This window comes from Photorhabdus akhurstii (genome assembly GCF_018448925.1).
Classification (GTDB): domain Bacteria; phylum Pseudomonadota; class Gammaproteobacteria; order Enterobacterales; family Enterobacteriaceae; genus Photorhabdus; species Photorhabdus akhurstii.
In genome coordinates, this window is record NZ_RCWE01000019.1 from 1 (window position 1) to 22,620 (window position 22,620).

Sequence of the window (22,620 nt, forward strand, 5' to 3'; positions counted from 1 at the left end):
ACACAATGATAGCTGGACTGCCTGCCATGCTTGCGTTTGAACGCCGGGAAGCGTGCTTTCAGCTTCGGATTAAAAAAGTGGGAAAACGCCATATCGAGGTTAATCACCGCCTGCTGCAAGGCGATGGCGTCATACGCTTTGAGCCAGGCATACCGGCGGGATTTTTTCGCCACTGACAGTAAGGGCTTGAGGTCTTTACGCGGGCTGAGGTTCACCCCGTGGCGTTGATAAGCGTGCTTCTTGATGTGGAGCGCCTTGTTGTACGCGAAACGGACCGCACCGAACTGAGCATTGAGATAATCAGCCTGTTCGGGTGTCGGGTAAATGCGGACTTTGGTGGCTCTTAACATCATCAGCGCTCATCGGGATAGTTTATGTATTTTAACCGCTTTTTTGGGCCGTGTCCCCCCCCCCCCGGGCTGCCAGTGAACGTGATGGTTAATAACCTGAAAGCCCTGCGGGCTTTTCGCCTTATATCACCGCCCGCATTGGGCGAGGGTTTACGGCGGATTTTGCTAAAAGGTCAAGAAGTAAAAGGCTCTAATCTTCATAGTTTAATTTGCTGAGTTGTTCTCCCCTCGCCCAGTGGCAAGGCTTCTATAATTGCTATGCGCTGTACCCTATCAGTCATATTAGCATTATGACCCCAGCCATAATAAACATACCCGCAACATTGAATATACCCGTGCGTAATGAACCTCTGCACAAATAAAAAACCCTACGCACTTTATGTGCGTAGGGTCACTATTTGGCGGAAGGATAGAGATTCGAACTCTAGGATGGTTTCCCATCGGCGGTTTTCAAGACCGCTGCCTTCGACCGCTCGGCCATCCTTCCATGACGCGGGATTATGCTCCTAACATAATAATATGTCTAGCCTCTATCGTAAAAATTCTGTGATTTTTTTACTGTTCGCTCAATCCTCAATCTACAATATCCTTTCCAGCCCTAATCCTGCTAAAATTAGCCTAAATAGATCGAATCATGAGATTCACCAATTTAACAAGCTCGCTAAACAGCCAAGCAATTATTAAGGCTTCTACTCAACGAATGTATAACAAACAGTTTTCTATTAATTCATCAACCATAAACCGTTACTACGGTCTGTTCATTATTCTGCTTTTTATTTCCCTGTTTTTATACAGTTATAACTACTTCAATGCCTGGCTAATGGGGAAAAAGTATGCGCTAAATAGTGTTGCAACCAAAGTAGTATTACAGATAGAAGATTATCGTTACCACGCTAACTCTATCTTTAAACAAGCCAATAGCTCATCTTTTAAACCGCAAGAACTCGTCACACCAATGAAGCTACGGCCTGATGTTTACTGGCTTGAGAATCGTTATCAAACCATCGACACGATTATTTTTGGTCATCACAGCGCTACAAGTGTAGAGTTGGCACTACGCCTCTCCAATTATATGGAAATTTTGTGGGGCACTCGCAATGAATATAACTCCATGTACTATCTGAATGGTAAAGATAATAGTCTGTTTCTGATAACAACTCACTCTATTCTTAAACCGGAATTGAGATTTAAAGAAAGTTATCTAACACTGACTGCCGAATCAAAACGTTCAGAAATGCTGATGCAATCCACCGCGTTAGATGAACGGGAAAATATTTCATCCATCCGTAAGTTAAATGGCTCAAATATCTATTTTTATACTTACCGAGCAACATTCAATTCACCGGGTCAATTGGCGACAGTTATCGCTTTCGATTTACCTATTTGCCATCTTCTTCCTATTGATATGGCAGCGGCAAATTTCAGTTTATTGTCGGATGACGAACAACCCCCTCATGAAATCAATAAAGTTAATATCTCACAAAATGGTTTCTGGCTCGAATTTTCTCAATCACTCAAAGGTACACAATACAAACTGTTGTATCGGATATCACTCAAAGATTTGCTCATCGATTTGTTATACAGAAACATCTGGTTGTTACTGGCTGATTCAGTATTTATTATCCTCTCTCTAGGTGGGCTTATCTACATTCGTAGAAAATATATCGCGCCAAACGCTCTTATGAACCACGAATTACAAGTCAAGGACGCGTTAAGTCACGATATTATCTCTAATATCCCGATTGGCCTATTGATTTATGATTTCTCAGTAAATCAAATAATTATGTGCAATAACATTGCCGATCATCTGTTGCCGAATGTCGATTTAAATAAAATTAAAATGATGGCAAAGCAACATCATGGTGTCATCCAAACGTCAATTGACGATTCAGTCTATGAAATTAAAATGTCCAGCATTCGCCTGTTGCCGGAAACTTATCTGTTTTTACTGCAAGATAAAGATCAGGAAGCATTAATTAGCAGGCGTCTACAACTTGCTCATCTGGAACACGATAAGAGTGTACAAGCTCGGCGTTTTATGCTGACTAACATTCGTTCTGAATTAAAACAACCAATAAAGGAATTAGATCATATCGCTTACCAACTGAAACAAATTCTCACAGAAGAAAATAGTATTCGTATCGTTGATAATTTATTATCTAAATCTGAACATATATCAGACTGGATCGAGAATATTTCATTACTCAATGAATTAGAATCAGGTGAATGGCAAGCAAAAAATGAATCGTTTTCATTATCAGTCATTTTAGAAGATATTATTAAGAAAGTGTTTTCTAAGATGAATAATAAAGGATTGAGTTATTATTATCATTGTAATATTAATCCTGAATCACTATTTATTGGCGATAGCACCGCCATCAGTAAGATCGTCCTGATGTTAGTCAATTATGCAATCACGCTCACATCTTATGGCAAAATATCTCTCGTCGTTAATTATTCTCAGGAATACAAAGAACAAATTCAAATCGAAATTATAGATACAGGGGCTGGACTTAATTCAACAGATTTAACCAATTTGAATTATCCATTTTTAAGCAAAGCGACAGGTGATAAATATCAATCCAATTCAGGATTAACCTTTTATCTATGTAACCAATTATGTAGAAAATTAAATGGTCATTTTACTATAAACAGCAAACCCAACTTAGGTACGCACTATGCTATCAGCCTGCCTTTAATCATCGGCCAAGGCCAATGCCCACCGCTACTGGAAGACATTACTGCCTTGCTGGATATCAGCAATACGGAAGTCCGTAAGATTGTGCAAAATCATCTGCATCATTATGGCGCGGTTTACTTCGATAAAAAGCAAGAAAATATGAATCGAGAATACGATATCATGTTGACAGATAAACACTACGATTCGGCAAAATCGACTATATTACTGGTTGATAATCTGGCTGGCTTTGAGCAGATAAAACCTGACTATATTAGGTGTAACTACAATCTGGGTGAAGCGGTTATCAATGCCATTTCGTTATTAATTGAGAGAAGTTTCAGTTTTAACGAGTTTAATGCAAATGCTGAAATGTCAGCATTTAACGATGAAAGCAGTGATTACGATTTTGGCAATGTCATAAATAGTTATCAAAAACAGCTCATTGATAGCGATTACCGACAATTATTTGTCGAGACAGTACCGATAGATATTAATAAGCTGTATACTGACATAGAACAATATGATCTGATATCGCTTTCGCAAACAGCACATCGCCTGAAAGGCGTCTTTGCTATGTTAGACCTAGAACTCCTCAAACTTTCTTGCGAAACACTGGAACAACACATAACAGACAGTAACGAAATAGAGATTAAGAATAGCATTAGCCGTATTGAGTCCTTAACCAATAGGCTATTGCAGCAGGGTAACTAATAGATGAATAACCTTAACGTCATTATTGCTGATGATCATCCAATTGTCCTGTTTGGCATCCGCAAATCACTTGAGCGGCTTGAATGGATCAATGTCGTCGCTGAGTCGGAAGACTCGACCACATTGATCAACAATCTGTCCTGTATTAAAGCAAACGTATTGATCACTGATCTGTCTATGCCTGGCGACATATACGGCGATGGAATCAATTTGATTAAATACATCAAACGCCATTATCCCAGACTATCAATCATTGTTTTAACCATGAACAATAATCCAGCAATCTTAAGTGCTGTACTCGAACTTGATATTGAAGGCATTGTCTTAAAACAAGGAGCACCAACAGATTTACCTGATGTATTGACGGCCCTGAAAGAAGGGGAAAGATTTATGCCAGAAAGCGTTTCTGAACTGTTGAAAAAAGTGACGAAAGCCCCCTATGGAGATAAACCGTTATCACAAAAAGAGAGTGAAGTTATACGTCTATTTGCCCAAGGCTTTTTGGTAACAGATATTGCCAAAAAACTGAAACGCAGTGTCAAGACTATCAGCAGTCAGAAAAAATCAGCTATGGTAAAACTGGGGGTAAATAACGATATTGCATTACTCAATTACCTTGCTTCTGTCACTATCGATACAAACGATAATGTTCAGTAGATACCGTTCGTTATTTTAATTTTAATATGAAAGTCGTCCCGATGCCCGGCAACTACTTGTTTATGCCGGGCATTGTCTTAATTCATCGTTTTAAGAATCATCGGTTCAAATCATCTCCGCCAGTACCTGCCTGAGAGTCACCAGGGAAACAGGTTTAGACAAACAATCATTCATTCCTGCATCAATACAGCGCTGTTTTTCTTCTGCCAGTGCATTTGCCGTAATACCAATAATCGGCAGCTTACACCCTTCATTTCGTAAGTACATTGTTAACGCATAACCATCCATATTGGGCATATTGACATCCGTCAGAATGATATCAATCCCCCCTTCTTTCAAATATTCCAACGCATCTAATCCATCATTTGCCATCACTGTTTGAAAACCAATGGATTTCAATTGATCGGCCAATAAACGGCGGTTGATAGGATGATCATCCACTACCAGAACCATAATAGTATTAAACCGGGTATTTACCTGAAAAACAGGTGGTGCGGTATTTAATACCACATTATGATTCGATGAAATCAGCCGCTCAATCATTACCGGAAAATCATGTAAATGGTAAGTGTTGTGTAACCAATAGTTTTCTCTGATTTGTTCCGGTGAGCCAATATAGTCGGTTGATAACTCAATATAACCATATACCGGGGAAGTCACAGCATCAGGGAAATCGCTGATAATAATTTCACTACCATCAGTGCTTTGCCCGCTATACAAAATAGTGTGTAAGCCATGATGAACCAGAAAACGCTGTAAAAATTCCTCCAGATAAAGATTACGTATAGCCAAGATGATTTTTCGCTGATGCTCATTGATTAGCTGAGTGTTTGGCCTATATTTCGCACCATATAAAGGTAAACGAATAGAAAACATACTCCCTATCTGTGGTTGTGAAATGACTTCGATATCACCATCCATCAGATTGATAAGTTTTTCACAAATCGCCAGACCAAGCCCCGTTCCTTGAGATGAACTTTCCGTATTGGGCATGATCTGGAAAAATGGATCAAACAACTGAACCAGCGCTTTATCAGAAATACCGACGCCAGTATCTTTTATTCTGACGTATAAATAATCTCTATCAACCGTCACATGGATAACCACACATCCGGTATCAGTGAATTTAATCGCATTATTTAACAAATTAGATATAACTTGTTGTAATCGAACCGGATCATTGCAGATATAATCCGGTACATCCGGTTCAATATAGCAATACAAGGTCAACGGTTTTTTCACCACTAACGGCAGGTAGTTAGAAATAACATGAGAGATAACTTCCTGACAGGAAAATTCTCTAGACTCAATTTTAAGCTGTTTAGATTCAATTTTTGAGAAGTCGAGAATATCACTGATAATTTTTAGCAACAACGCTGAAGAATTATTCATCGTTGATAACAAACGAATAGATTCAATAGGCAACGAATGCGCCTGTAATAATTCCAGGTTGCCAATAATACCGTAAAGCGGCGTTCTCAACTCGTGACTGACGGTAGCTAAAAACATAGATTTAGAATAGTTAGCCTGTTCCGATGCCAGCGCCATCTCCTGTAATGATTTTTCCATCCGTACACGGACGCTAATATCAACCAAAACACAAATCGCCACCTCTTCATTCCTGTAGCGGGAATGAACAAAACTGATTTGTAGATGATGATGATTACTGGTTACGACATCAACATAACTGCTGGTTCTGTCACAAATAATATGAATAATACGTTCCCGATCTTCATGCGTTAACATTCTTAAATAATTATGAGCTAGCTCATTACTTAGAATATTACTCCCATCACTGACCCGCAATATACTGATCCCAACCGGTGCCGAAGCGACAATTTTATGATTAAATTGTTCATGCTCCTCTAGCCGAATTGCATTCTCTTCAGCCGGAGCAAACATTTTCCGCTCAAACAGATACACCAGAATAATGATGACACAGGCAGACAATACATTAAGCACAATACTGCTAATAATCTGTAGCTTAAAACCCTCAAAAATAGTTTTCAGCGGCAACGCGTAAATGATACTGAATGAAGATGGCATTAACCGGCGTTTTAACAGTAAATCAGTGAAATTATCATCATAGCCAAAATAAGGCGCTTCCAACTGATAATCGGCATAATGAAGTTTATAGTCATCATTTGCTGGATAGTGCAACACAGGTTGATTACTACGATTCAATAACGTTATTGAAATTGGGCGGTCTTGTCTTTGAATAAAAGAGTCCAATCTGATGAATTGTTCAATGCCTATCATTGCAACCATCTGACCATTGACATATACCGGCGCCAATACGTAGAGATGACCACTATCAGATCTTGCACTAGGAATAACCCAATAAACATTTCGTTCTTTACCTTGATCTTTCAAGCTGATAAGTCTGCGTGAGTTTTCATAAACTATTTTTTTCAGTGTATCAGGTTCAGTCGAGGTATTACGGATAGAAAAATTCACCATACACATACTTTGCGTACCCACCAGAAAAACCTGATTCAACCCCTGAGGGGCCGCAAGATTATCTTTCCAATAGAAGATGAGGTTATTCAACGAATTTAAATAGCTATGAGTGTTGTCGCGAAAAGTACGACAATCAGCGCCTTGGTTCAGAGGATGATAAGAAAACGTCGGGCTATTATGTGGAAAATCAAAAATAGCATTTTTTCCATTAGAATTCAGTAAATGCTTCTCTGTCATATATTGGATATCCCGCAGAACACTTGCTGTATGACGCACATAAGAGAGCGTGGAATCATAATTAGCATTGTATTCTTGCCGAATATCCGACTTGATTTCATTAAAGATATTAACCAGGTAAAAAGCTGTTAATAAAGCGCCTAACGCCCACAGCATTAGGCCAAGCACCCGGAAAAGATAACGGGATATTTTTAGCGATGTACGAAAAGAAGAAAGATATCTCAAAAGGTTACCTAATAAAAACCGGCATTATTCAATGTCATTAATGACAAGATATACCAGAGCTTAAAGATTAAAAAGGCCCATTGATTGCATATTTCGATATTAATAAAAATCCCTTTAAAAAAACAGGCACCGAAGTACCTGTTTCTTATATTAAGTAAAAAAATATCTTCACTTAAACCGGATCAACTGACTCGCCGATGTTAGCATCAGGTAAATCGGTGTTATCACTTTTCGATTCTTCCCCTTCTGCCGCCAATCCCTCTTCATCATCTTCCGGCTCAGCGACCCGCTGTAAGCCGACAACTTTCTCATCTTCCGCAGTACGAATAAGCGTTACACCTTGAGTATTGCGGCCAACAACGCTGACTTCCGATACCCTTGTACGCACTAACGTGCCGGCATCAGTAATCATCATTATCTGATCGGTCGGTTCAACCTGAATTGCCCCGATCACATTGCCATTACGTTCGCTGACTTTAATCGAGATAACCCCCTGCGTTGCACGGGATTTAATTGGATACTCGTTTTCAGCAGTACGTTTACCATAACCGTTTTCAGTGACAGTCAGAATTTCTCCTTCTCCACGCGGGATAATCAGAGAAACAACTTTATCTTCACCATTCAGTTTGATACCACGTACACCGGTCGCTGTACGCCCCATTGAACGAACCGCTTCCTCTTCAAAACGAACAACCTTCCCTTCCGCGGAGAACAACATAACTTCGTTACTACCGTCAGTCAGGTCAACGCCTATCAGCTCATCACCTTCATTGAGATTAACTGCGAGAATACCGGCACTGCGCGGACGGCTGAAATCTTGCAACGCGGTTTTCTTCACGGTCCCACTGGCAGTAGCCATGAAGACATACAACCCTTCTTCATATTCACGTACCGGCAGAATCGCCGTAATTCTCTCATTTTGCTCTAACGGCAACAGGTTAACAATCGGACGACCACGCGCACCACGGCTAGCCTCCGGTAATTGATAAACCTTCATCCAGTACAGGCGGCCACGGCTGGAGAAGCAGAGGATCGTATCGTGAGTATTGGCAACCAACAACTTGTCAATAAAATCTTCTTCTTTAATACGCGCTGCGGATTTACCTTTACCACCACGGCGCTGCGCTTCATAGTCAGATAACGGCTGATATTTGACATACCCTTGATGTGACAGCGTGACAACCACATCTTCCTGATTAATCAAATCTTCGATATTGATATCAGCCGTATTTTCCGTGATTTCAGTACGGCGGGCATCGCTGTATTGCGACTTAATCGCCAACAACTCTTCACGGATCACTTCCATTAAGCGCTCAGGATTTTCCAGAATAAATAGTAACTCGCCGATTAATGTCAGCAATTCACGATATTCATCCAGCAGTTTTTCATGCTCCAAGCCGGTCAGTTTCTGCAAACGCAGATCCAGAATGGCTTGAGCCTGTTGTTCGGTCAGATAATATTTACCATCATGCACACCATATTGTGGTTCCAACCACTCAGGACGGGCGGCATCATCACCGGCTCGTTCCAGCATAGTAGCAACACTGCCTAATTCCCACGGCTTAGCGACCAATGCGGCTTTTGCCTCGGCAGGTGTCGGAGCAAGACGGATAAGTTCGATAATCGGATCGATATTCGCCAGTGCGACAGCTAATGCCTCAAGAATATGGGCGCGTTCACGGGCTTTGCGTAATTCAAAGATGGTACGACGAGTAACCACTTCACGGCGGTGGCATACGAAGGCCGAAATAATATCTTTTAGATTCAGCAGCTTCGGCTGCCCCTGATGCAGGGCCACCATGTTGATGCCAAAAGAGACTTGAAGCTGAGTCAGGGAATAGAGGTTATTCAGAACCACTTCCCCCACCGCATCCCGCTTCACTTCAATCACGATCCGCATGCCGTCTTTATCGGATTCGTCACGCAGCGCACTGATCCCTTCAATGCGTTTCTCTTTCACCAATTCGGCAATTTTTTCAATCAGGCGGGCTTTGTTGACTTGATAAGGAATTTCGTGCACTAAAATCGTTTCACGGCCATTCTTCTCATCAACTTCAATTTCCGCACGGGCACGGATATAAATTTTACCGCGGCCAGTCCGATAAGCCTCCTGAATACCGCGACGACCATTAATAATCGCAGCAGTAGGGAAATCCGGGCCGGGAATATACTGCATCAGCCCTTCAATGCTGATATTTTCATCTTCAATATAAGCCAGACAACCATCAATAACTTCGGATAAGTTATGAGGAGGAATGTTAGTCGCCATACCCACTGCGATACCAGAAGAGCCATTGATCAGCAGGTTTGGTACTCGGGTTGGCATCACTTCCGGGATCTGCTCTGTACCATCATAGTTTGGCACAAAATCGACAGTCTCTTTCTCCAGATCCGCTAGCAACTCATGGGCAACTTTCGCCATACGTACTTCGGTGTAACGCATAGCGGCGGCTGAGTCTCCATCGACTGAACCAAAGTTACCCTGACCATCAACCAACATATAGCGCAGGGAAAACGGCTGAGCCATACGAACGATCGTGTCGTAGACTGCGCTATCCCCATGTGGATGGTATTTACCGATGACGTCCCCGACAACACGGGCAGACTTCTTGTAGGGTTTATTCCAATCATTTCCCAGTACACTCATGGCATAAAGCACGCGGCGGTGTACCGGCTTTAGTCCGTCTCGAACATCTGGTAGTGCACGCCCGACAATTACAGACATCGCATAATCCAGATATGAGCTTTTCAGCTCTTCTTCGATATTGACCGGGGTGATTTCTCTGGCAATGTCGCTCATGGAGCCCACTATCCCTCATACATTCCGAATTCAAAGGTTTAGAACTATACCATAAACCAACAGTTTTATAAAAATCAGATACGGGTATTTAAAAATTAAGCCGTGTATACTATCTCAAAACTGAGTAAACCCTGCTCAGAACGGAGTGAATCCGCCTGTTTTAAGAAAGTTTAAGGAGCGACAACCGCTGATGAACATCAAAACCCCTTCCATCCCAAACAATGTTGATCAACAGGAAATAGAAAAATTTGAAGCGATTGCTTCTCGCTGGTGGGATTTGGAAGGTGAATTTAAGCCGCTGCACCGAATTAATCCGCTACGCTTGAATTACATCTTGCAGCGTTCTGACGGCATTTTCGGTAAAAAAATCTTGGATGTGGGCTGTGGCGGCGGTATTTTGTCAGAAAGTATGGCCCGTGAAGGGGCAGAAGTGACCGGGCTGGATATGGGTACGGAACCACTTGAAGTTGCCAGACTGCACGCCCTTGAAACAGGTATCCCCGTGACTTATGTACAGGAAACTGTGGAAAGCCACGCCGAAAAATATCCACAAGCTTATGATATCGTCACCTGTATGGAAATGCTGGAACATGTCCCAGATCCACAATCGGTCGTCCGTGCTTGTGCTCAGTTAGTGAAACCCGGCGGGCACGCCTTTTTTTCTACCGTTAACCGCAACAAAAAAGCCTGGCTTATAGGGATAATCGGCGCGGAATATATTCTGAAAATGGTGCCAAAAGGAACTCATGACGTGAAGAAATTTATCCGGCCATCAGAGTTGATAGGCTGGATTGACAGCACACCTCTACAAGAACAGCATATTATCGGCCTGCATTACAACCTGCTGACGGATAAATTTAGCCTTGGTCACAATATAGACGTCAATTATATGTTACACACCCGGTATGTCTGACATATTCATCTGGCAGATTAATAAATCGGCAAATGAATCATATTTTCAGGAATTTTTTTACTCATTTTTGCCGGTGTTTCTGTCAGAGCAACCGCTAGTAATGATGCAGGCTTCCGGCTTTTTAATAAATTTAGTCCTCAAGTTATCCACAAGAATCCGTATTTTTGTGCACTTGATAAAAGCCGCTTTTAACATTATCTTGTTGTCATTATTTAGTGTACCCCCTACATATTGTGTTCCTTAACATTCCATTACCACTACTCTCTCGTGGGTTTCTTCGCCACTGAGAGGGTTATGTTTTGGTCTGAGCAAAGACACAAAGCAGGTGGGAACGAATCTGAAAGTAAATGTAAGGTATGCCTGTCCATGAACCATAGTCTGCTAGTAACAAAGCGTGATGGCCACAAAGAACGAATTGACCTTGAGAAAATCCACCGGGTTGTTAACTGGGCAGCCGATGGGCTGAAAAATGTCTCGGTATCACAAGTAGAACTGCGGTCCCAAATCCAATTTTACGATGGTATCAGAACCTCGGATATTCACGAGACGATGATCAAAGCTGCCGCTGATCTTATCTCCGGCGATGCGCCTGACTATCAGTATCTGGCCGCCCGTCTGGCAATTTTCAACCTGCGTAAAAAAGCTTATGGTCAATTCGAGCCGCCAGCACTCTATGATCATGTATCCCGTATGGTGGAAATGGGCAAATATGGCAAACATTTGCTTGCAGACTACTCGAAAGAAGAATTCGAGCAAATGGACGATTTTATTGACCATTGGCGTGATATGAACTTTTCCTATGCGGCGGTCAAACAGCTTGAAGGTAAATACCTGGTTCAGAATCGCGTTACCGGTGAAATTTATGAAAGCGCCCAATTCCTCTATATTCTGGTGGCGGCTTGCCTGTTCTCCGGTTATCCGAAAGAGACGCGTCTGGACTATATTCGCCGTTTTTACGACGCGGCTTCGACATTTAAAATTTCTCTGCCAACTCCGATCATGGCGGGTGTACGCACCCCTACCCGTCAATTCAGCTCCTGCGTGCTGATTGAATGTGACGATAGCCTGGATTCCATTAATGCGACATCTAGCGCCATTGTGAAATATGTTTCTCAACGTGCCGGTATTGGTATCAATGCAGGCCGTATTCGCGCACTGGGAAGCCCAATCCGTAATGGTGAAGCCTTCCATACCGGCTGTATTCCTTTTTATAAACATTTCCAGACCGCAGTAAAATCCTGCTCTCAAGGGGGCGTTCGTGGCGGCGCCGCTACACTGTTCTATCCATTGTGGCATCTGGAAGTTGAAAGCCTGCTGGTATTGAAAAACAACCGTGGCGTTGAAGGGAACCGTGTTCGTCACATGGACTATGGCGTACAACTTAACAAACTGATGTACGAACGACTGATCAAAGGTGAAGAGATCACCCTGTTCAGCCCATCCGACGTTCCGGGGCTATATGATGCATTCTTTGCCGATCAGGATGAATTTGAACGCTTGTACACCAAATATGAGCAAGACAGCAATATCCGTCAGCAACGTCTGAAAGCGGTTGAGCTCTTCTCCCTGATGATGCAGGAACGTGCTTCTACCGGCCGTATCTATATTCAGAACGTAGATCACTGCAACACTCACAGCCCATTTGATCCTTTGGTCGCCCCAGTGCGCCAATCAAATCTGTGTCTGGAAATTGCACTGCCAACCAAACCATTGAATGATATCAATGATAAAAATGGTGAAATCGCGTTGTGTACCTTATCTGCATTCAACCTGGGAGCCATTGAAAATCTTGATGAGCTGGAAGAACTGGCTATTCTGGCGGTTCGTGCCCTTGATGCCCTGCTCGATTATCAGGACTACCCTATCCTTGCCGCCAAACAAGGGGCAATGGGTCGCCGTACATTAGGCATTGGTGTTATCAACTATGCTTACTATCTGGCGAAACACGGTGTACGTTATTCCGATGGCAGCGCGAACAATCTGACTCACAAAACATTTGAAGCGATCCAGTATTACCTGCTGAAAGCTTCTAATGAACTGGCGAAAGAGCAAGGCGCTTGCCCGTGGTTTAAAGAGACCACCTATTCTAAAGGTATCCTGCCTATCGATACCTATAAAAAAGCGCTGGATGCATTGACCAATGAACCGCTGCACTATGACTGGGAAACATTGCGCAACGAGATCAAACAACATGGTCTGCGCAACTCGACATTATCTTCTTTGATGCCGTCAGAGACCTCTTCACAGATCTCTAACGCCACCAACGGCATTGAGCCGCCTCGTGGCTACATCAGCATTAAAGCATCAAAAGATGGCATTTTACGCCAGGTTGTCCCGGAATATGAGCGTCTGAAAGGGGCTTATGAACTCTTATGGCAAATGCCCGGCAATGATGGCTACTTGCAGTTGGTTGGTATCATGCAGAAATTTATCGATCAGTCGATCTCTGCCAATACCAACTATGATCCGACACATTTCCCAAGTGGAAAAGTGCCGATGAATCAGCTGCTGAAAGATTTGCTGCTCGCTTACAAATATGGTGTGAAAACGCTGTATTACCACAATACCCGTGATGGTGCGGAAGACGTTCAGGATGACCTGGAAGAAGTCGTGGAATCTGCTGATTCCGATTGTGAAGGCGGCGCGTGTAAGATTTAATTTGAGGAAGTTATGGCCTATACCACTTTTTCACAAGTAAAAAACGACCAGTTACAAGAACCGATGTTTTTTGGTCAGCCGGTAAACGTAGCCCGTTATGACCAGCAAAAGTATCCAATTTTCGAGAAATTGATCGAAAAACAGCTCTCTTTCTTCTGGCGCCCGGAAGAAGTTGACGTGTCTCGCGACCGCATTGACTACAATGCGTTGCCTGACCATGAAAAGCATATTTTTATCAGCAATTTAAAATATCAAACGCTGCTGGACTCTATTCAGGGCCGCAGCCCGAACGTGGCTTTTCTGCCCTTGATCTCCATCCCTGAGTTGGAAACCTGGGTTGAAACTTGGTCTTTTTCTGAAACGATTCATTCACGTTCTTACACTCACATCATTCGGAATATCGTTAATGATCCGGCAGTTGTGTTTGATGATATTGTCACCAATGAAGAAATTCTGAAACGGGCGAAAGACATTTCCGCTTATTACGATGATCTGATTGAGATGACTAATCACTACCAGCTATTTGGTGAAGGAACGCATCAGATTGCCGGTAAAACCATCACTGTCAGCTTGCGTGAACTGAAAAAGCAACTGTACCTGTGCCTGATGAGCGTTAACGCGCTGGAAGCGATCCGCTTTTACGTCAGTTTTGCCTGTTCATTTGCCTTTGCTGAACGCGAATTGATGGAAGGTAACGCGAAAATCATCAAATTGATCGCCCGTGACGAAGCACTACATCTGACCGGCACACAACATATGCTGAATCTGTTGCGCTCTGGTCAGGACGATCCAGAAATGGCAGAAATCGCCAAAGAGTGTGAACAACAGTGCTATGATCTGTTTGTTCAGGCGGCGGAACAAGAAAAAGAGTGGGCAGATTACCTGTTCAGCGAAGGTTCTATGATTGGTTTGAACAAAGATATTCTGTGTCAATATGTTGAGTACATCACTAACATCCGTATGCAGGCTGTCGGGCTGAAACTGCCATTTGAAACGCGCTCTAACCCGATTCCGTGGATTAACGCTTGGCTGGTGTCTGACAACGTTCAAGTAGCACCGCAGGAAGTTGAAGTTAGCTCATATCTGGTTGGTCAGATTGATGCTGAGGTTAACCCTGACGACCTGAGTGATTTTGAACTCTGATGACAAGCTACAAAGTAACCCTGCATGGTATGCAGGGTTATCATATCTACAGCTCTCCCAAGCTGCATAACAGTCTGCTAGAAGCACTGGAACAGGGTAGAGTTCAAGCTGAATACCAGTGCCGCGAAGGTTATTGCGGCTCTTGCCGTGTCAAATTGATAAAAGGCAAAGTCGGCTATCGACGCAAACCTTTGGCTTTTGTTAATGAAGGCGAGATTTTACCCTGCTGCTGTCATCCACTCAGTGATATTGAGATTGAGCTTTAGAACCTATCCCAATAGGCGTAATTATTTCAGGCCGTTCCTAGGTGGTAAAACGTAATAACCTATTCTTTCAGTTATTACGTCTTTCTTTTAGAAGAAAGACCATATTATTGCTTCTCTCCTCTTTAATATATTCATTAGAATTTACCGCTGAAATCAATATTTACTCTCCATAATCCTATAGATTACGCTGAATTAATAGATAATAATAAATTCGAGAACGTTCATTAACTCTCTTGATTCAAGAGTAAAAAACATGCTATATAAATATATTTTTTATTGAAATAATAGTATAAATTATATTTGTAATATAATCTCTATCAATGTTTAATTAACAAACAATTAGACACAATAATATCAAGGAAACGACGATGAAAAAAACAATAAAATGGGGCATTATTGGTTGCGGTGATGTTACTGAAGTAAAAAGTGGCCCTGCCTTTTATAAATTAGATAATTCTGAATTAGTTGCAGTAATGCGGCGCAACGCTAATTTAGCAGAAGACTTTGCCAAGAGACATCATGTTCCTAAATGGTATTCTGACGCTGATTCACTGATTAATGACAAAGACATTGATGCAGTATATATTGCAACACCGCCCTCTACACATAAAGAATATACCATTTTAGCAGCTAAAGCTGGTAAAGCAATATATGTAGAAAAACCTATGGCATTAACATTCGAAGAATGTAATGAGATGATCGCGACTTGTAAATCCCAAAATGTTCCCTTATTTGTAGCTTATTACAGAAGAGCATTGCCAAGATTTTTAAAGATCAAAGAATTAATTGAGTCTGGCGCGATAGGGACACCAAGGATAGTAAACTGTATACTTTATAGAGAGATAGAGCAATGTTACCAAGATCCTCATCATTTACCTTGGGTTGTTAAGCCCGAAATTTCCGGTGGTGGGTTATTTGTTGATTTAGCATGTCATACTCTTGATATATTAGACTTTCTTTTAGGAAGAATTATTTCTGTTAAAGGGCATGCAAACTCTCAGGGAAATATTTATTCTTCCATATGAAAGGTTAAAACCACCGACTTTAGTCGGTCAGCTTTAGCTGAGATACTGTGTTGCATGGGAGGTGCAACATGGATTACAGATACGGTAGTCACACAGTATTTCAGATTGAATACCATTTTGTGTGGGTAACGAAATACAGGCACAAAGTGCTGATAGGTGAAGTAGCAATACGGGTGCGCGAATTAGTTCGTCAGACATGTGAAGCATTTGAAATCAGGATATTAAAAGGGGTCGTGAGCAAAGATCATGTTCACATACTGGTGAGTAGTCCCCCGACATTATCTCCCTCAGAAATCATGAGGAGACTGAAGGGAAGGACAGCGAGTAAGTTGTTTGAAGAGTTTTCGCATCTAAAGAAACGCTACTGGGGTCAGCATTTTTGGGGCAGAGGCTATTTTTGTGCGACGGTGGGTCAGTTAACGGAAGAGATGATAAAGGCTTATCTGGAGCATCATTTTGAACCAAACCCGGATGATAACTTCAGGATGGACAATTGACGCATCGTTCAGCCGATGCGTATCCGGACTTTCAGTCCGTTAATCACTAACCCACCGACTTTAGTCGGTGGTTGTTGAGTCTGCGGAAGATTGCGTATCAATGTCATTTATGTTTGAAAATAATATTCAAGGTGTGGGTATATGGAATTTTGCATCGAATTCCAGACATGATAATGTTGAAATAATTGGCAATAAAGGAAAAATATCTTTTTCCACCTTTGGAAATTCAGCCATTTCACATTATGACCAGAATAATAAATTACACCAATTTAATATTGACAATCCAGTACATATAGAAATGCCATTGATTAACACTATCATCAATGAATTACAAGAAAAAGGACTTTGCCCATCAACAGGAGAATCAGGCTCACGAACCAGTTGGGTAATCGACCAAGTATTAAAAGATTATAGAATGAAGAATTATTTACAATATAAAAATGAATAAATCGGTTTTTAGGGGAAATAACAACTAGATATATATGTTATTATTGAAAACATCGGAAGTTAATAAATGATCTTAAATCCTCTATTAACTTCTTTTTAATCAATTTTAACATTTCCCCATTTGGCTATAATTTCATTTCCAATATTATCCGTAGGTTGAATAATTCACAGATGGTATTCAGGATGAAAATTAATAATAAATGAATCTGCTATTATTACCTAAATCTCTATCAGGAAAATGTCTGATAAATAATGCACTTTTAGTCTCTGGTCTCACTTCATACAAAAGTGAAAGTAACTCAGGATTATCACCAGCAAACAACGACTTTCTTGATTGAAGCAACTGTTGACGATACTCTTTTTCTATTAACAAATCCATCAATTTCATTTTATTCTTCCCGGAGTTGTTGTAATTAGGTTTCCATGCTTATCAGTTAAGATAGTTATAATATTAGTAGATTTGTAATTACTAAACTTGTCAATTCCCATCATTTTTTTCTGTAATCACTACGCGTTCATAACGAATACCATCATTACTTTGAATAGTTCGTATGATAGGAGATTGAACAACCTTCTTATCAGATAAGATCCTTTTCAATTCATTACGCCAATACCCACCGCGATTGCCGGTCAGGTATTGTTCTTTAAATCCCCGAACAGAATATTGCCCACCTAGTGAGAGACGCTCATTGGCATATAAGGTTGTACGGTGTGGTTTGACCGTAACTAGCAGACAATGACCATTTACAACTAATGTCCTAAAACAAACAGTTATTCTTTCCATTGATAATTTTTATTTCACCATGCGTTAATTGTTAAAATAATGAATAACGTCTTATTTTAATTGGCAATCTAGATGAAAATAAAAAATTATATTATTTAAGTGTGAATAAAGTCTGGTTTTTTAAATACTCAATAGAATAAATAACTTTTTATATTTAATGAAATACATAATTTAGGATCATGCAAAAATGCAATTGTAATTATTTATTTACACTAAGTGTAACCTTAATTTGACATAAATAAATTATTCCTTTAGCCTGCCTTTCCATAACGATTTCAATCAGTTCATAAACTAGGGGAAAGCGTGAAGAATCGTACTCTTGGCAGTATTTTTATCGTAGCGGGCACGACAATTGGCGCAGGAATGCTGGCGATGCCGCTGGCAGCAGCCGGTGTCGGTTTTGGAACAACCTTTGTGATGTTAGTCGCTCTTTGGGTTTTGATGAGCTATACCGCTTTATTGCTGGTGGAAGTTTATCAATACAGCCCGGCTGATACGGGCCTGGGAACGCTGGCAAAACGTTATCTTGGTCGAGGAGGTCAATGGCTCACCGGTTTCAGTATGCTCTTCCTTATGTATGCCCTGACAACCGCTTATATCAGTGGCGCCGGTGAGTTGCTGTCAGGCAGCCTCTCTTCATGGCTGGGTAAACCCATATCTGTTTCATTTGGCGTACTGATTTTCACCCTTGTCGCAGGTTGTGTTGTCACTATCGGTACTCAATCTGTCGATATGATTAACCGCCTGCTATTTACGGCAAAAATCATCTTCCTGGTTATTATGCTGACTGTCATGATGCCCCACATCAAAAGCACTAATCTGATGTCAATGCCTTTGGAACAGGGTTTGGTATTATCGGCTATTCCCGTGGTATTCACCTCTTTTGGTTTTCACGGCAGTGTGCCAAGTATCGTGAATTATATGGGAGGCGATACCCAAAAGTTACGCAAAATATTTGTTATCGGCAGTGCTATCCCACTGACTGCCTATATCTTATGGCAATTAGCTACACTGGGCGCCATCTCTTCCCACACTTTTGTCGGGATCTTAGCAGAGCAATCAGGGCTGAATGGGCTGTTAAAAGCGGTGAGAGAAGTTGTCGCGACGCCTCGTGTAGAGCTTGCGGTCCGTCTGTTTGCTGATTTAGCGCTGGCAACCTCATTTCTTGGGGTCTCCTTAGGTTTGTTTGATTACATGGCAGATCTGTTCAAACGTCGTAATAATGCGACAGGCCGCCTGCAAACCGGCATCATCACTTTTGTTCCACCGTTGCTTTGCTCCTTATACTATCCAAACTTTGTTATGGCGTTAACTTTCGCCGCAGTAGCACTCTCTATTCTCGCCCTGTTACTGCCTTCCATGCTGGCATGGCGCAGCCGTCAAATTGAGCAAAGAGCCTATCGAGTAAAAGGCGGAAAACCCGCTTTGATTCTGATATTTCTTTGCGGAATTACGGTAATTACCATCCAAATAGGTATTGTCAGTGGTTTATTGCCAGAAGTGGGCTAATTGGAAATCGAAACTGTCCGCATCAGAAATGGTGCGGACGGCATGGAAAAAGTAAATTAAAAATTCAAACCAGCACCGATATAAAATCCATCAGCCAATTTGTTATCTCTATTCCCCTCTTTCCCTCTCATGTTCATAACCCGATAACCTGCATCCACTGTTAACGGTTTGAACACGGTAAAACGTAAGCCACCAGCAGCTTCAGCATAAGAATTAATACCCAAAGTTAATCCGGATGGCGCGCCGTAAACTTCACCGTACAGAGCTAAAGAGGGCATAACAGTCCAACTCAAACCCACACCTGCTGCTAATGCCTCACCATTTTTTCCATCTTTAGGGGATAAATAGAGAGCCTTACCGCCAATGCTGGCCGTCAATGGACCAACAGGCAGACTAAATGCGGTTCCCAAACTTCCCAACTGACCGTTATGATCACTACGAGCCCAGTTGCCGTTAAAAGATAACCCAGCACTGTTATCACCAATTGCCGCAGAAGTATTGGTGAAATGGCGACCAGCCTGAACATTCACGGAAATTGCATTCGCAGATTCAGCAATGAACAACAAACCGGTCGCTACCGCAGCAAGATAAATCTTCATCACATTTCCTCTTTATTTACTTAATGTTACACATCTTACGTAAATACAACTAAACCGATAGACAACAAAAAGAAATGAATCATCTATACTTACTAAATATGTGTGAATTCTTCATTTCACGTACTTAATAATTAACCATATAAATAATTTCAAATTAAATAGTAAATAAGAAAATAATAAATAAATTATAAAAAAACACAATATTTGCATTTCGCCATTGACCAGAACATTTTTCTTAATCAGCGATTCCGCTGTTTTTTTTCATGTAAAACAGGAGAAGTGTGATGAAAAAGAGAGGACTTACAACGAATGCTGGCGCCCCTGTCGTTGACAACAATAATGTCATGACCGCGGGTCAACGTGGTCCTATGTTGTTACAAGATGTTTGGTTCTTAGAAAAGCTTGCCCATTTTGATCGTGAAGTGATCCCAGAACGCCGTATGCATGCTAAAGGTTCTGGAGCTCATGGCATTTTTGTGGTTACTCACGATATTACTAAGTACACCCGAGCTAAGATTTTTTCTGAAATAGGCAAAAAAACCGAGATGTTTGCCCGTTTCTCAACCGTCGCCGGTGAGCGCGGCGCAGCAGATGCTGAACGTGACATTCGTGGTTTTGCGCTTAAGTTCTATACTGAAGAAGGTAATTGGGATTTAGTCGGCAACAATACCCCAATATTCTATCTTCGTGATCCACTGAAGTTCCCAGATCTTAACCATGTTGTTAAACGCGATCCCCACACTAATTTACGTAATCCTGCCTATAAATGGGATTTCTTCTCTCATCAACCTGAATCACTGCACCAATTAACCATTGATTTCAGTGACCGTGGCGTACCTAAATCTTTCCGTCATATGCACGGTTTTGGTAGCCATGCTTTCAGCTTTATCAACGCAGATAATGAACGTTTCTGGGTGAAATTCCATTTCCGTTGTCAGCAAGGCATTAAAAACCTGATGGACGAAGAGGCAGAAGCGCTGGTAGGTAAAGATCGTGAAAGTTCTCAGCGTGATTTGTTTGCAGCAATTGAACAAGGAGATTATCCACGCTGGAAATTAAAAGTTCAAATCATGCCAGAGAAAGAAGCTAATCTGTTACCGTACAACCCATTTGATTTGACCAAAGTATGGCCTCACGGCGACTACCCGATGATTGATGTCGGTTATTTCGAGCTAAACCGTAATCCTGATAACTATTTCTCAGACGTTGAACAGGCAGCTTTCAACCCCGCTAATGTCGTGCCGGGTATCAGTTTCTCTCCTGATAAGATGTTACAAGGCCGTCTGTTCTCTTATGGTGATGCTCAACGTTACCGTCTTGGCGTTAACCACCATCAAATTCCGGTCAATACACCTCGTTGTCCGTTCCATAATTACCACCGTGATGGGGCAATGCGTGTCGATGGCAACAGCGGAAACACGGTGACTTATGAACCAAACAATGCGGGATTGTTCCAGGAACAACCTGAATTCAAACATCCATCATTAGCTTTAGAAGGAGATGCCGACCACTGGAACCATCGTCAAGATGAAGATTATTTCAGCCAGCCTCGTAAACTGTTTATGTTAATAAACAGTAAAGAGCATCAACGTATGTTTGATCGTATCGCCAGTGAGCTATCACAAGCACATGAAGATACTCAACGTCGTCAGGTTGAGCTATTTAGAAAAGTTCACCCAGAATATGGCGCCGGTGTTGAAAACGCGCTGAAAAAAATGAAAGGATAATGTCTAACAACACAGTTTTTTAACCATCTCTGCCCATTATTACACGATAAATAATGGGCAGTACGAAGTGTTCAATTGAATATTTTCATCATGCCAGCTTTTGCCACATATTATTTTTTTCAGCAAAAACCAATTTTTCTGCTTGCTGCTGGATACTGGTTTCTGACAACTTTCTCAGCATGTCACCAATATAACTTTGCTCATCAATTGATTCTGTGTAGAGAGAACGTAAAGCAACATCGGCAACCCTTGGAATACCAGATTGCCCCTTTTCCCAACGAGCAATTGTCTGGATATCAACGCCCAACAAGTTAGACAAGAGCTTTTGCGACATATTCATTTCAATACGTAAAAAACGAACTTCTTCTGCTGACAGTGGGCGTTTCAGTGAAACTAATACCTTAGCAATTAAACGATGCAATTCATCAAGATTGTCGATACTGATATAAACTTCACCATCAGTTATTTCCTGTTGAAATCCATTCGCTAACCAAATATTTGATAATCCACTTTCAACATAATGATACATAATATTATCCTTATTTAACTATTACCGTAATCACAAAACAAGACGGGTCATACTCACATCTTTTTAAAACAATAACGACTTCGATCAATTCTCCCGCCGCAATGCCTTGAAGATTGAATTTCCAATCACCACTCGCCGTTTGATGTGGTTGCTCTGTTATATGATTATGTCGGCTCTTTAATACGTTAATGATTTGCCGAGTCGTCACTCCTCGCTCAACCATTCTTTGTTTAACATGATGAGTATATTTAATACGCCCCGTGTGATTCTCAGCTAACTCACTGATAATTCTCTTTGCTGATACAGAATTCAGAGGAAATTCTCTGATTATAGGCAATCCATTTTCTTCCATGAAATCTCCTATCAAAAAGATATCTATCATTATGATAGCTTTGGCGACATA

Annotated in this window: 18 protein-coding genes, 1 tRNA gene and 1 pseudogene; 11 read left to right on the forward strand and 9 right to left on the reverse strand. The window is 41.4% G+C overall.

Translation table 11 applies throughout. The features are described from left to right. Together EAE93_RS17230 and EAE93_RS17235 are read right to left on the reverse strand one after the other, a co-directional pair. On the reverse strand, positions 1-350 hold a 350-nt coding region (locus EAE93_RS17230), incomplete at its 3' end, for a helix-turn-helix domain-containing protein (RefSeq protein WP_214040204.1). Between the two features lie 399 nt (positions 351-749). Beyond that, positions 750-837, reverse strand: a tRNA-Ser gene (locus EAE93_RS17235). Between the two features lie 213 nt (positions 838-1,050). On the opposite strand from EAE93_RS17235, the gene rcsD reads away from it, so the two are divergent. Together rcsD and rcsB are read left to right on the forward strand one after the other, a co-directional pair. Further along, positions 1,051-3,741 carry a phosphotransferase RcsD gene (rcsD, locus tag EAE93_RS17240; RefSeq protein ID WP_036814971.1) on the forward strand — a complete coding sequence of 897 codons (2,691 nt, stop codon included), beginning with the start codon at positions 1,051-1,053 and terminating at the stop codon, positions 3,739-3,741. 3 nt (positions 3,742-3,744) lie between these two features. Further along, a complete protein-coding gene (gene rcsB / locus EAE93_RS17245; protein ID WP_036814974.1) occupies positions 3,745-4,398 on the forward strand; it encodes a response regulator transcription factor RcsB in 654 nt (217 codons plus the stop codon). 105 nt (positions 4,399-4,503) lie between these two features. Here the strand turns inward: rcsB and rcsC are convergent, their stop codons facing one another. Next, positions 4,504-7,320, reverse strand: a complete 2,817-nt coding sequence (gene rcsC / locus EAE93_RS17250) for a two-component system sensor histidine kinase RcsC (RefSeq protein ID WP_214040205.1) — start codon at positions 7,318-7,320, stop codon at positions 4,504-4,506. Positions 7,321-7,492: 172 nt separating this feature from the next. Beyond that, the gene (gene gyrA / locus EAE93_RS17255; RefSeq protein WP_040152022.1) at positions 7,493-10,120 is read right to left on the reverse strand and encodes a DNA topoisomerase (ATP-hydrolyzing) subunit A; all 2,628 of its coding nucleotides are present in this window, start codon (positions 10,118-10,120) and stop codon (positions 7,493-7,495) included. A gap of 190 nt (positions 10,121-10,310) precedes the next feature. On the opposite strand from gyrA, the gene ubiG reads away from it, so the two are divergent. The 7 genes from ubiG to EAE93_RS17290 all read left to right on the forward strand — a co-directional run bounded on the left by ubiG (position 10,311) and on the right by EAE93_RS17290 (position 17,070). Beyond that, on the forward strand, positions 10,311-11,033 hold the full coding sequence (gene ubiG / locus EAE93_RS17260; RefSeq protein WP_040152025.1) for a bifunctional 2-polyprenyl-6-hydroxyphenol methylase/3-demethylubiquinol 3-O-methyltransferase UbiG: 723 nt from the start codon (positions 10,311-10,313) through the stop codon (positions 11,031-11,033). Between the two features lie 366 nt (positions 11,034-11,399). Continuing rightward, positions 11,400-13,691 (forward strand): class 1a ribonucleoside-diphosphate reductase subunit alpha, encoded by a 2,292-nt coding sequence (gene nrdA, locus EAE93_RS17265; RefSeq protein ID WP_040152028.1) that lies wholly within the window; start codon positions 11,400-11,402, stop codon positions 13,689-13,691. 12 nt (positions 13,692-13,703) lie between these two features. Beyond that, positions 13,704-14,834: a class Ia ribonucleoside-diphosphate reductase subunit beta gene (gene nrdB, locus EAE93_RS17270; RefSeq protein WP_036781046.1), complete on the forward strand. Its 1,131-nt coding sequence runs from the start codon at positions 13,704-13,706 to the stop codon at positions 14,832-14,834. Beyond that, entirely contained in the window at positions 14,834-15,100 is a 267-nt protein-coding gene (gene yfaE / locus EAE93_RS17275) for a class I ribonucleotide reductase maintenance protein YfaE (RefSeq protein WP_036811868.1), read from the forward strand. The genes nrdB and yfaE overlap by 1 nt, the downstream gene beginning before the upstream one ends. Positions 15,101-15,468: 368 nt before the next feature. Beyond that, entirely contained in the window at positions 15,469-16,125 is a 657-nt protein-coding gene (locus tag EAE93_RS17280; protein ID WP_250151082.1) for a Gfo/Idh/MocA family protein, read from the forward strand. A 68-nt stretch (positions 16,126-16,193) separates the two neighbouring features. Continuing rightward, positions 16,194-16,622 carry an IS200/IS605 family transposase gene (gene tnpA / locus EAE93_RS17285; protein WP_040154654.1) on the forward strand — a complete coding sequence of 143 codons (429 nt, stop codon included), beginning with the start codon at positions 16,194-16,196 and terminating at the stop codon, positions 16,620-16,622. 100 nt (positions 16,623-16,722) lie between these two features. Then, positions 16,723-17,070, forward strand: coding sequence for a hypothetical protein (locus EAE93_RS17290; protein ID WP_250151083.1), 348 nt, complete (start codon positions 16,723-16,725; stop codon positions 17,068-17,070). A 189-nt stretch (positions 17,071-17,259) separates the two neighbouring features. Here EAE93_RS17290 and EAE93_RS17295 read toward each other — a convergent pair whose 3' ends face one another. Both EAE93_RS17295 and EAE93_RS24715 read right to left on the reverse strand, forming a co-directional pair. Beyond that, positions 17,260-17,457, reverse strand: a complete 198-nt coding sequence (locus EAE93_RS17295; protein ID WP_036811872.1) for a hypothetical protein — start codon at positions 17,455-17,457, stop codon at positions 17,260-17,262. Between the two features lie 207 nt (positions 17,458-17,664). After that, positions 17,665-17,806: pseudogene (locus tag EAE93_RS24715) on the reverse strand (ShlB/FhaC/HecB family hemolysin secretion/activation protein); the annotation flags it as partial. Between the two features lie 410 nt (positions 17,807-18,216). Between EAE93_RS24715 and tyrP the strand changes: the two are divergent. After that, positions 18,217-19,362, forward strand: coding sequence for a tyrosine transporter TyrP (tyrP, locus tag EAE93_RS17305; RefSeq protein ID WP_235201189.1), 1,146 nt, complete (start codon positions 18,217-18,219; stop codon positions 19,360-19,362). 56 nt (positions 19,363-19,418) lie between these two features. Here the strand turns inward: tyrP and EAE93_RS17310 are convergent, their stop codons facing one another. Continuing rightward, complete coding sequence (locus EAE93_RS17310) at positions 19,419-19,961, reverse strand: YfaZ family outer membrane protein (protein ID WP_214040206.1); 543 nt, start codon at positions 19,959-19,961, stop codon at positions 19,419-19,421. Positions 19,962-20,245: 284 nt separating this feature from the next. Here EAE93_RS17310 and EAE93_RS17315 point away from each other — a divergent pair, with 284 nt between their 5' ends. Next, complete coding sequence (locus EAE93_RS17315) at positions 20,246-21,688, forward strand: catalase (protein WP_036783078.1); 1,443 nt, start codon at positions 20,246-20,248, stop codon at positions 21,686-21,688. Positions 21,689-21,776: 88 nt separating this feature from the next. Here the strand turns inward: EAE93_RS17315 and EAE93_RS17320 are convergent, their stop codons facing one another. Both EAE93_RS17320 and EAE93_RS17325 read right to left on the reverse strand, forming a co-directional pair. Further along, positions 21,777-22,217: a helix-turn-helix domain-containing protein gene (locus EAE93_RS17320; RefSeq protein WP_036811885.1), complete on the reverse strand. Its 441-nt coding sequence runs from the start codon at positions 22,215-22,217 to the stop codon at positions 21,777-21,779. Positions 22,218-22,227: 10 nt separating this feature from the next. Then, positions 22,228-22,569 (reverse strand): DUF4258 domain-containing protein, encoded by a 342-nt coding sequence (locus EAE93_RS17325; protein WP_036812032.1) that lies wholly within the window; start codon positions 22,567-22,569, stop codon positions 22,228-22,230. Between the last annotated feature and the right edge of the window lie 51 nt (positions 22,570-22,620).

Excerpts from the sequence above, each read along its gene's own strand:
- rcsD (WP_036814971.1), top strand. The coding sequence starts at position 1,051 with ATGTATAACAAACAGTTTTCTATTAATTCATCAACCATAAACCGTTAC.
- rcsB (WP_036814974.1), top strand. The coding sequence starts at position 3,745 with ATGAATAACCTTAACGTCATTATTGCTGATGATCATCCAATTGTCCTG.
- gyrA (WP_040152022.1), bottom strand. The coding sequence starts at position 10,120 with ATGAGCGACATTGCCAGAGAAATCACCCCGGTCAATATCGAAGAAGAG.
- ubiG (WP_040152025.1), top strand. The coding sequence starts at position 10,311 with ATGAACATCAAAACCCCTTCCATCCCAAACAATGTTGATCAACAGGAA.
- nrdA (WP_040152028.1), top strand. The coding sequence starts at position 11,400 with ATGAACCATAGTCTGCTAGTAACAAAGCGTGATGGCCACAAAGAACGA.
- nrdB (WP_036781046.1), top strand. The coding sequence starts at position 13,704 with ATGGCCTATACCACTTTTTCACAAGTAAAAAACGACCAGTTACAAGAA.
- yfaE (WP_036811868.1), top strand. The coding sequence starts at position 14,834 with ATGACAAGCTACAAAGTAACCCTGCATGGTATGCAGGGTTATCATATC.
- EAE93_RS17280 (WP_250151082.1), top strand. The coding sequence starts at position 15,469 with ATGAAAAAAACAATAAAATGGGGCATTATTGGTTGCGGTGATGTTACT.
- tnpA (WP_040154654.1), top strand. The coding sequence starts at position 16,194 with ATGGATTACAGATACGGTAGTCACACAGTATTTCAGATTGAATACCAT.
- EAE93_RS17290 (WP_250151083.1), top strand. The coding sequence starts at position 16,723 with ATGTCATTTATGTTTGAAAATAATATTCAAGGTGTGGGTATATGGAAT.
- EAE93_RS17295 (WP_036811872.1), bottom strand. The coding sequence starts at position 17,457 with ATGAAATTGATGGATTTGTTAATAGAAAAAGAGTATCGTCAACAGTTG.
- tyrP (WP_235201189.1), top strand. The coding sequence starts at position 18,217 with ATGCTGGCGATGCCGCTGGCAGCAGCCGGTGTCGGTTTTGGAACAACC.
- EAE93_RS17310 (WP_214040206.1), bottom strand. The coding sequence starts at position 19,961 with ATGAAGATTTATCTTGCTGCGGTAGCGACCGGTTTGTTGTTCATTGCT.
- EAE93_RS17315 (WP_036783078.1), top strand. The coding sequence starts at position 20,246 with ATGAAAAAGAGAGGACTTACAACGAATGCTGGCGCCCCTGTCGTTGAC.
- EAE93_RS17320 (WP_036811885.1), bottom strand. The coding sequence starts at position 22,217 with ATGTATCATTATGTTGAAAGTGGATTATCAAATATTTGGTTAGCGAAT.
- EAE93_RS17325 (WP_036812032.1), bottom strand. The coding sequence starts at position 22,569 with ATGGAAGAAAATGGATTGCCTATAATCAGAGAATTTCCTCTGAATTCT.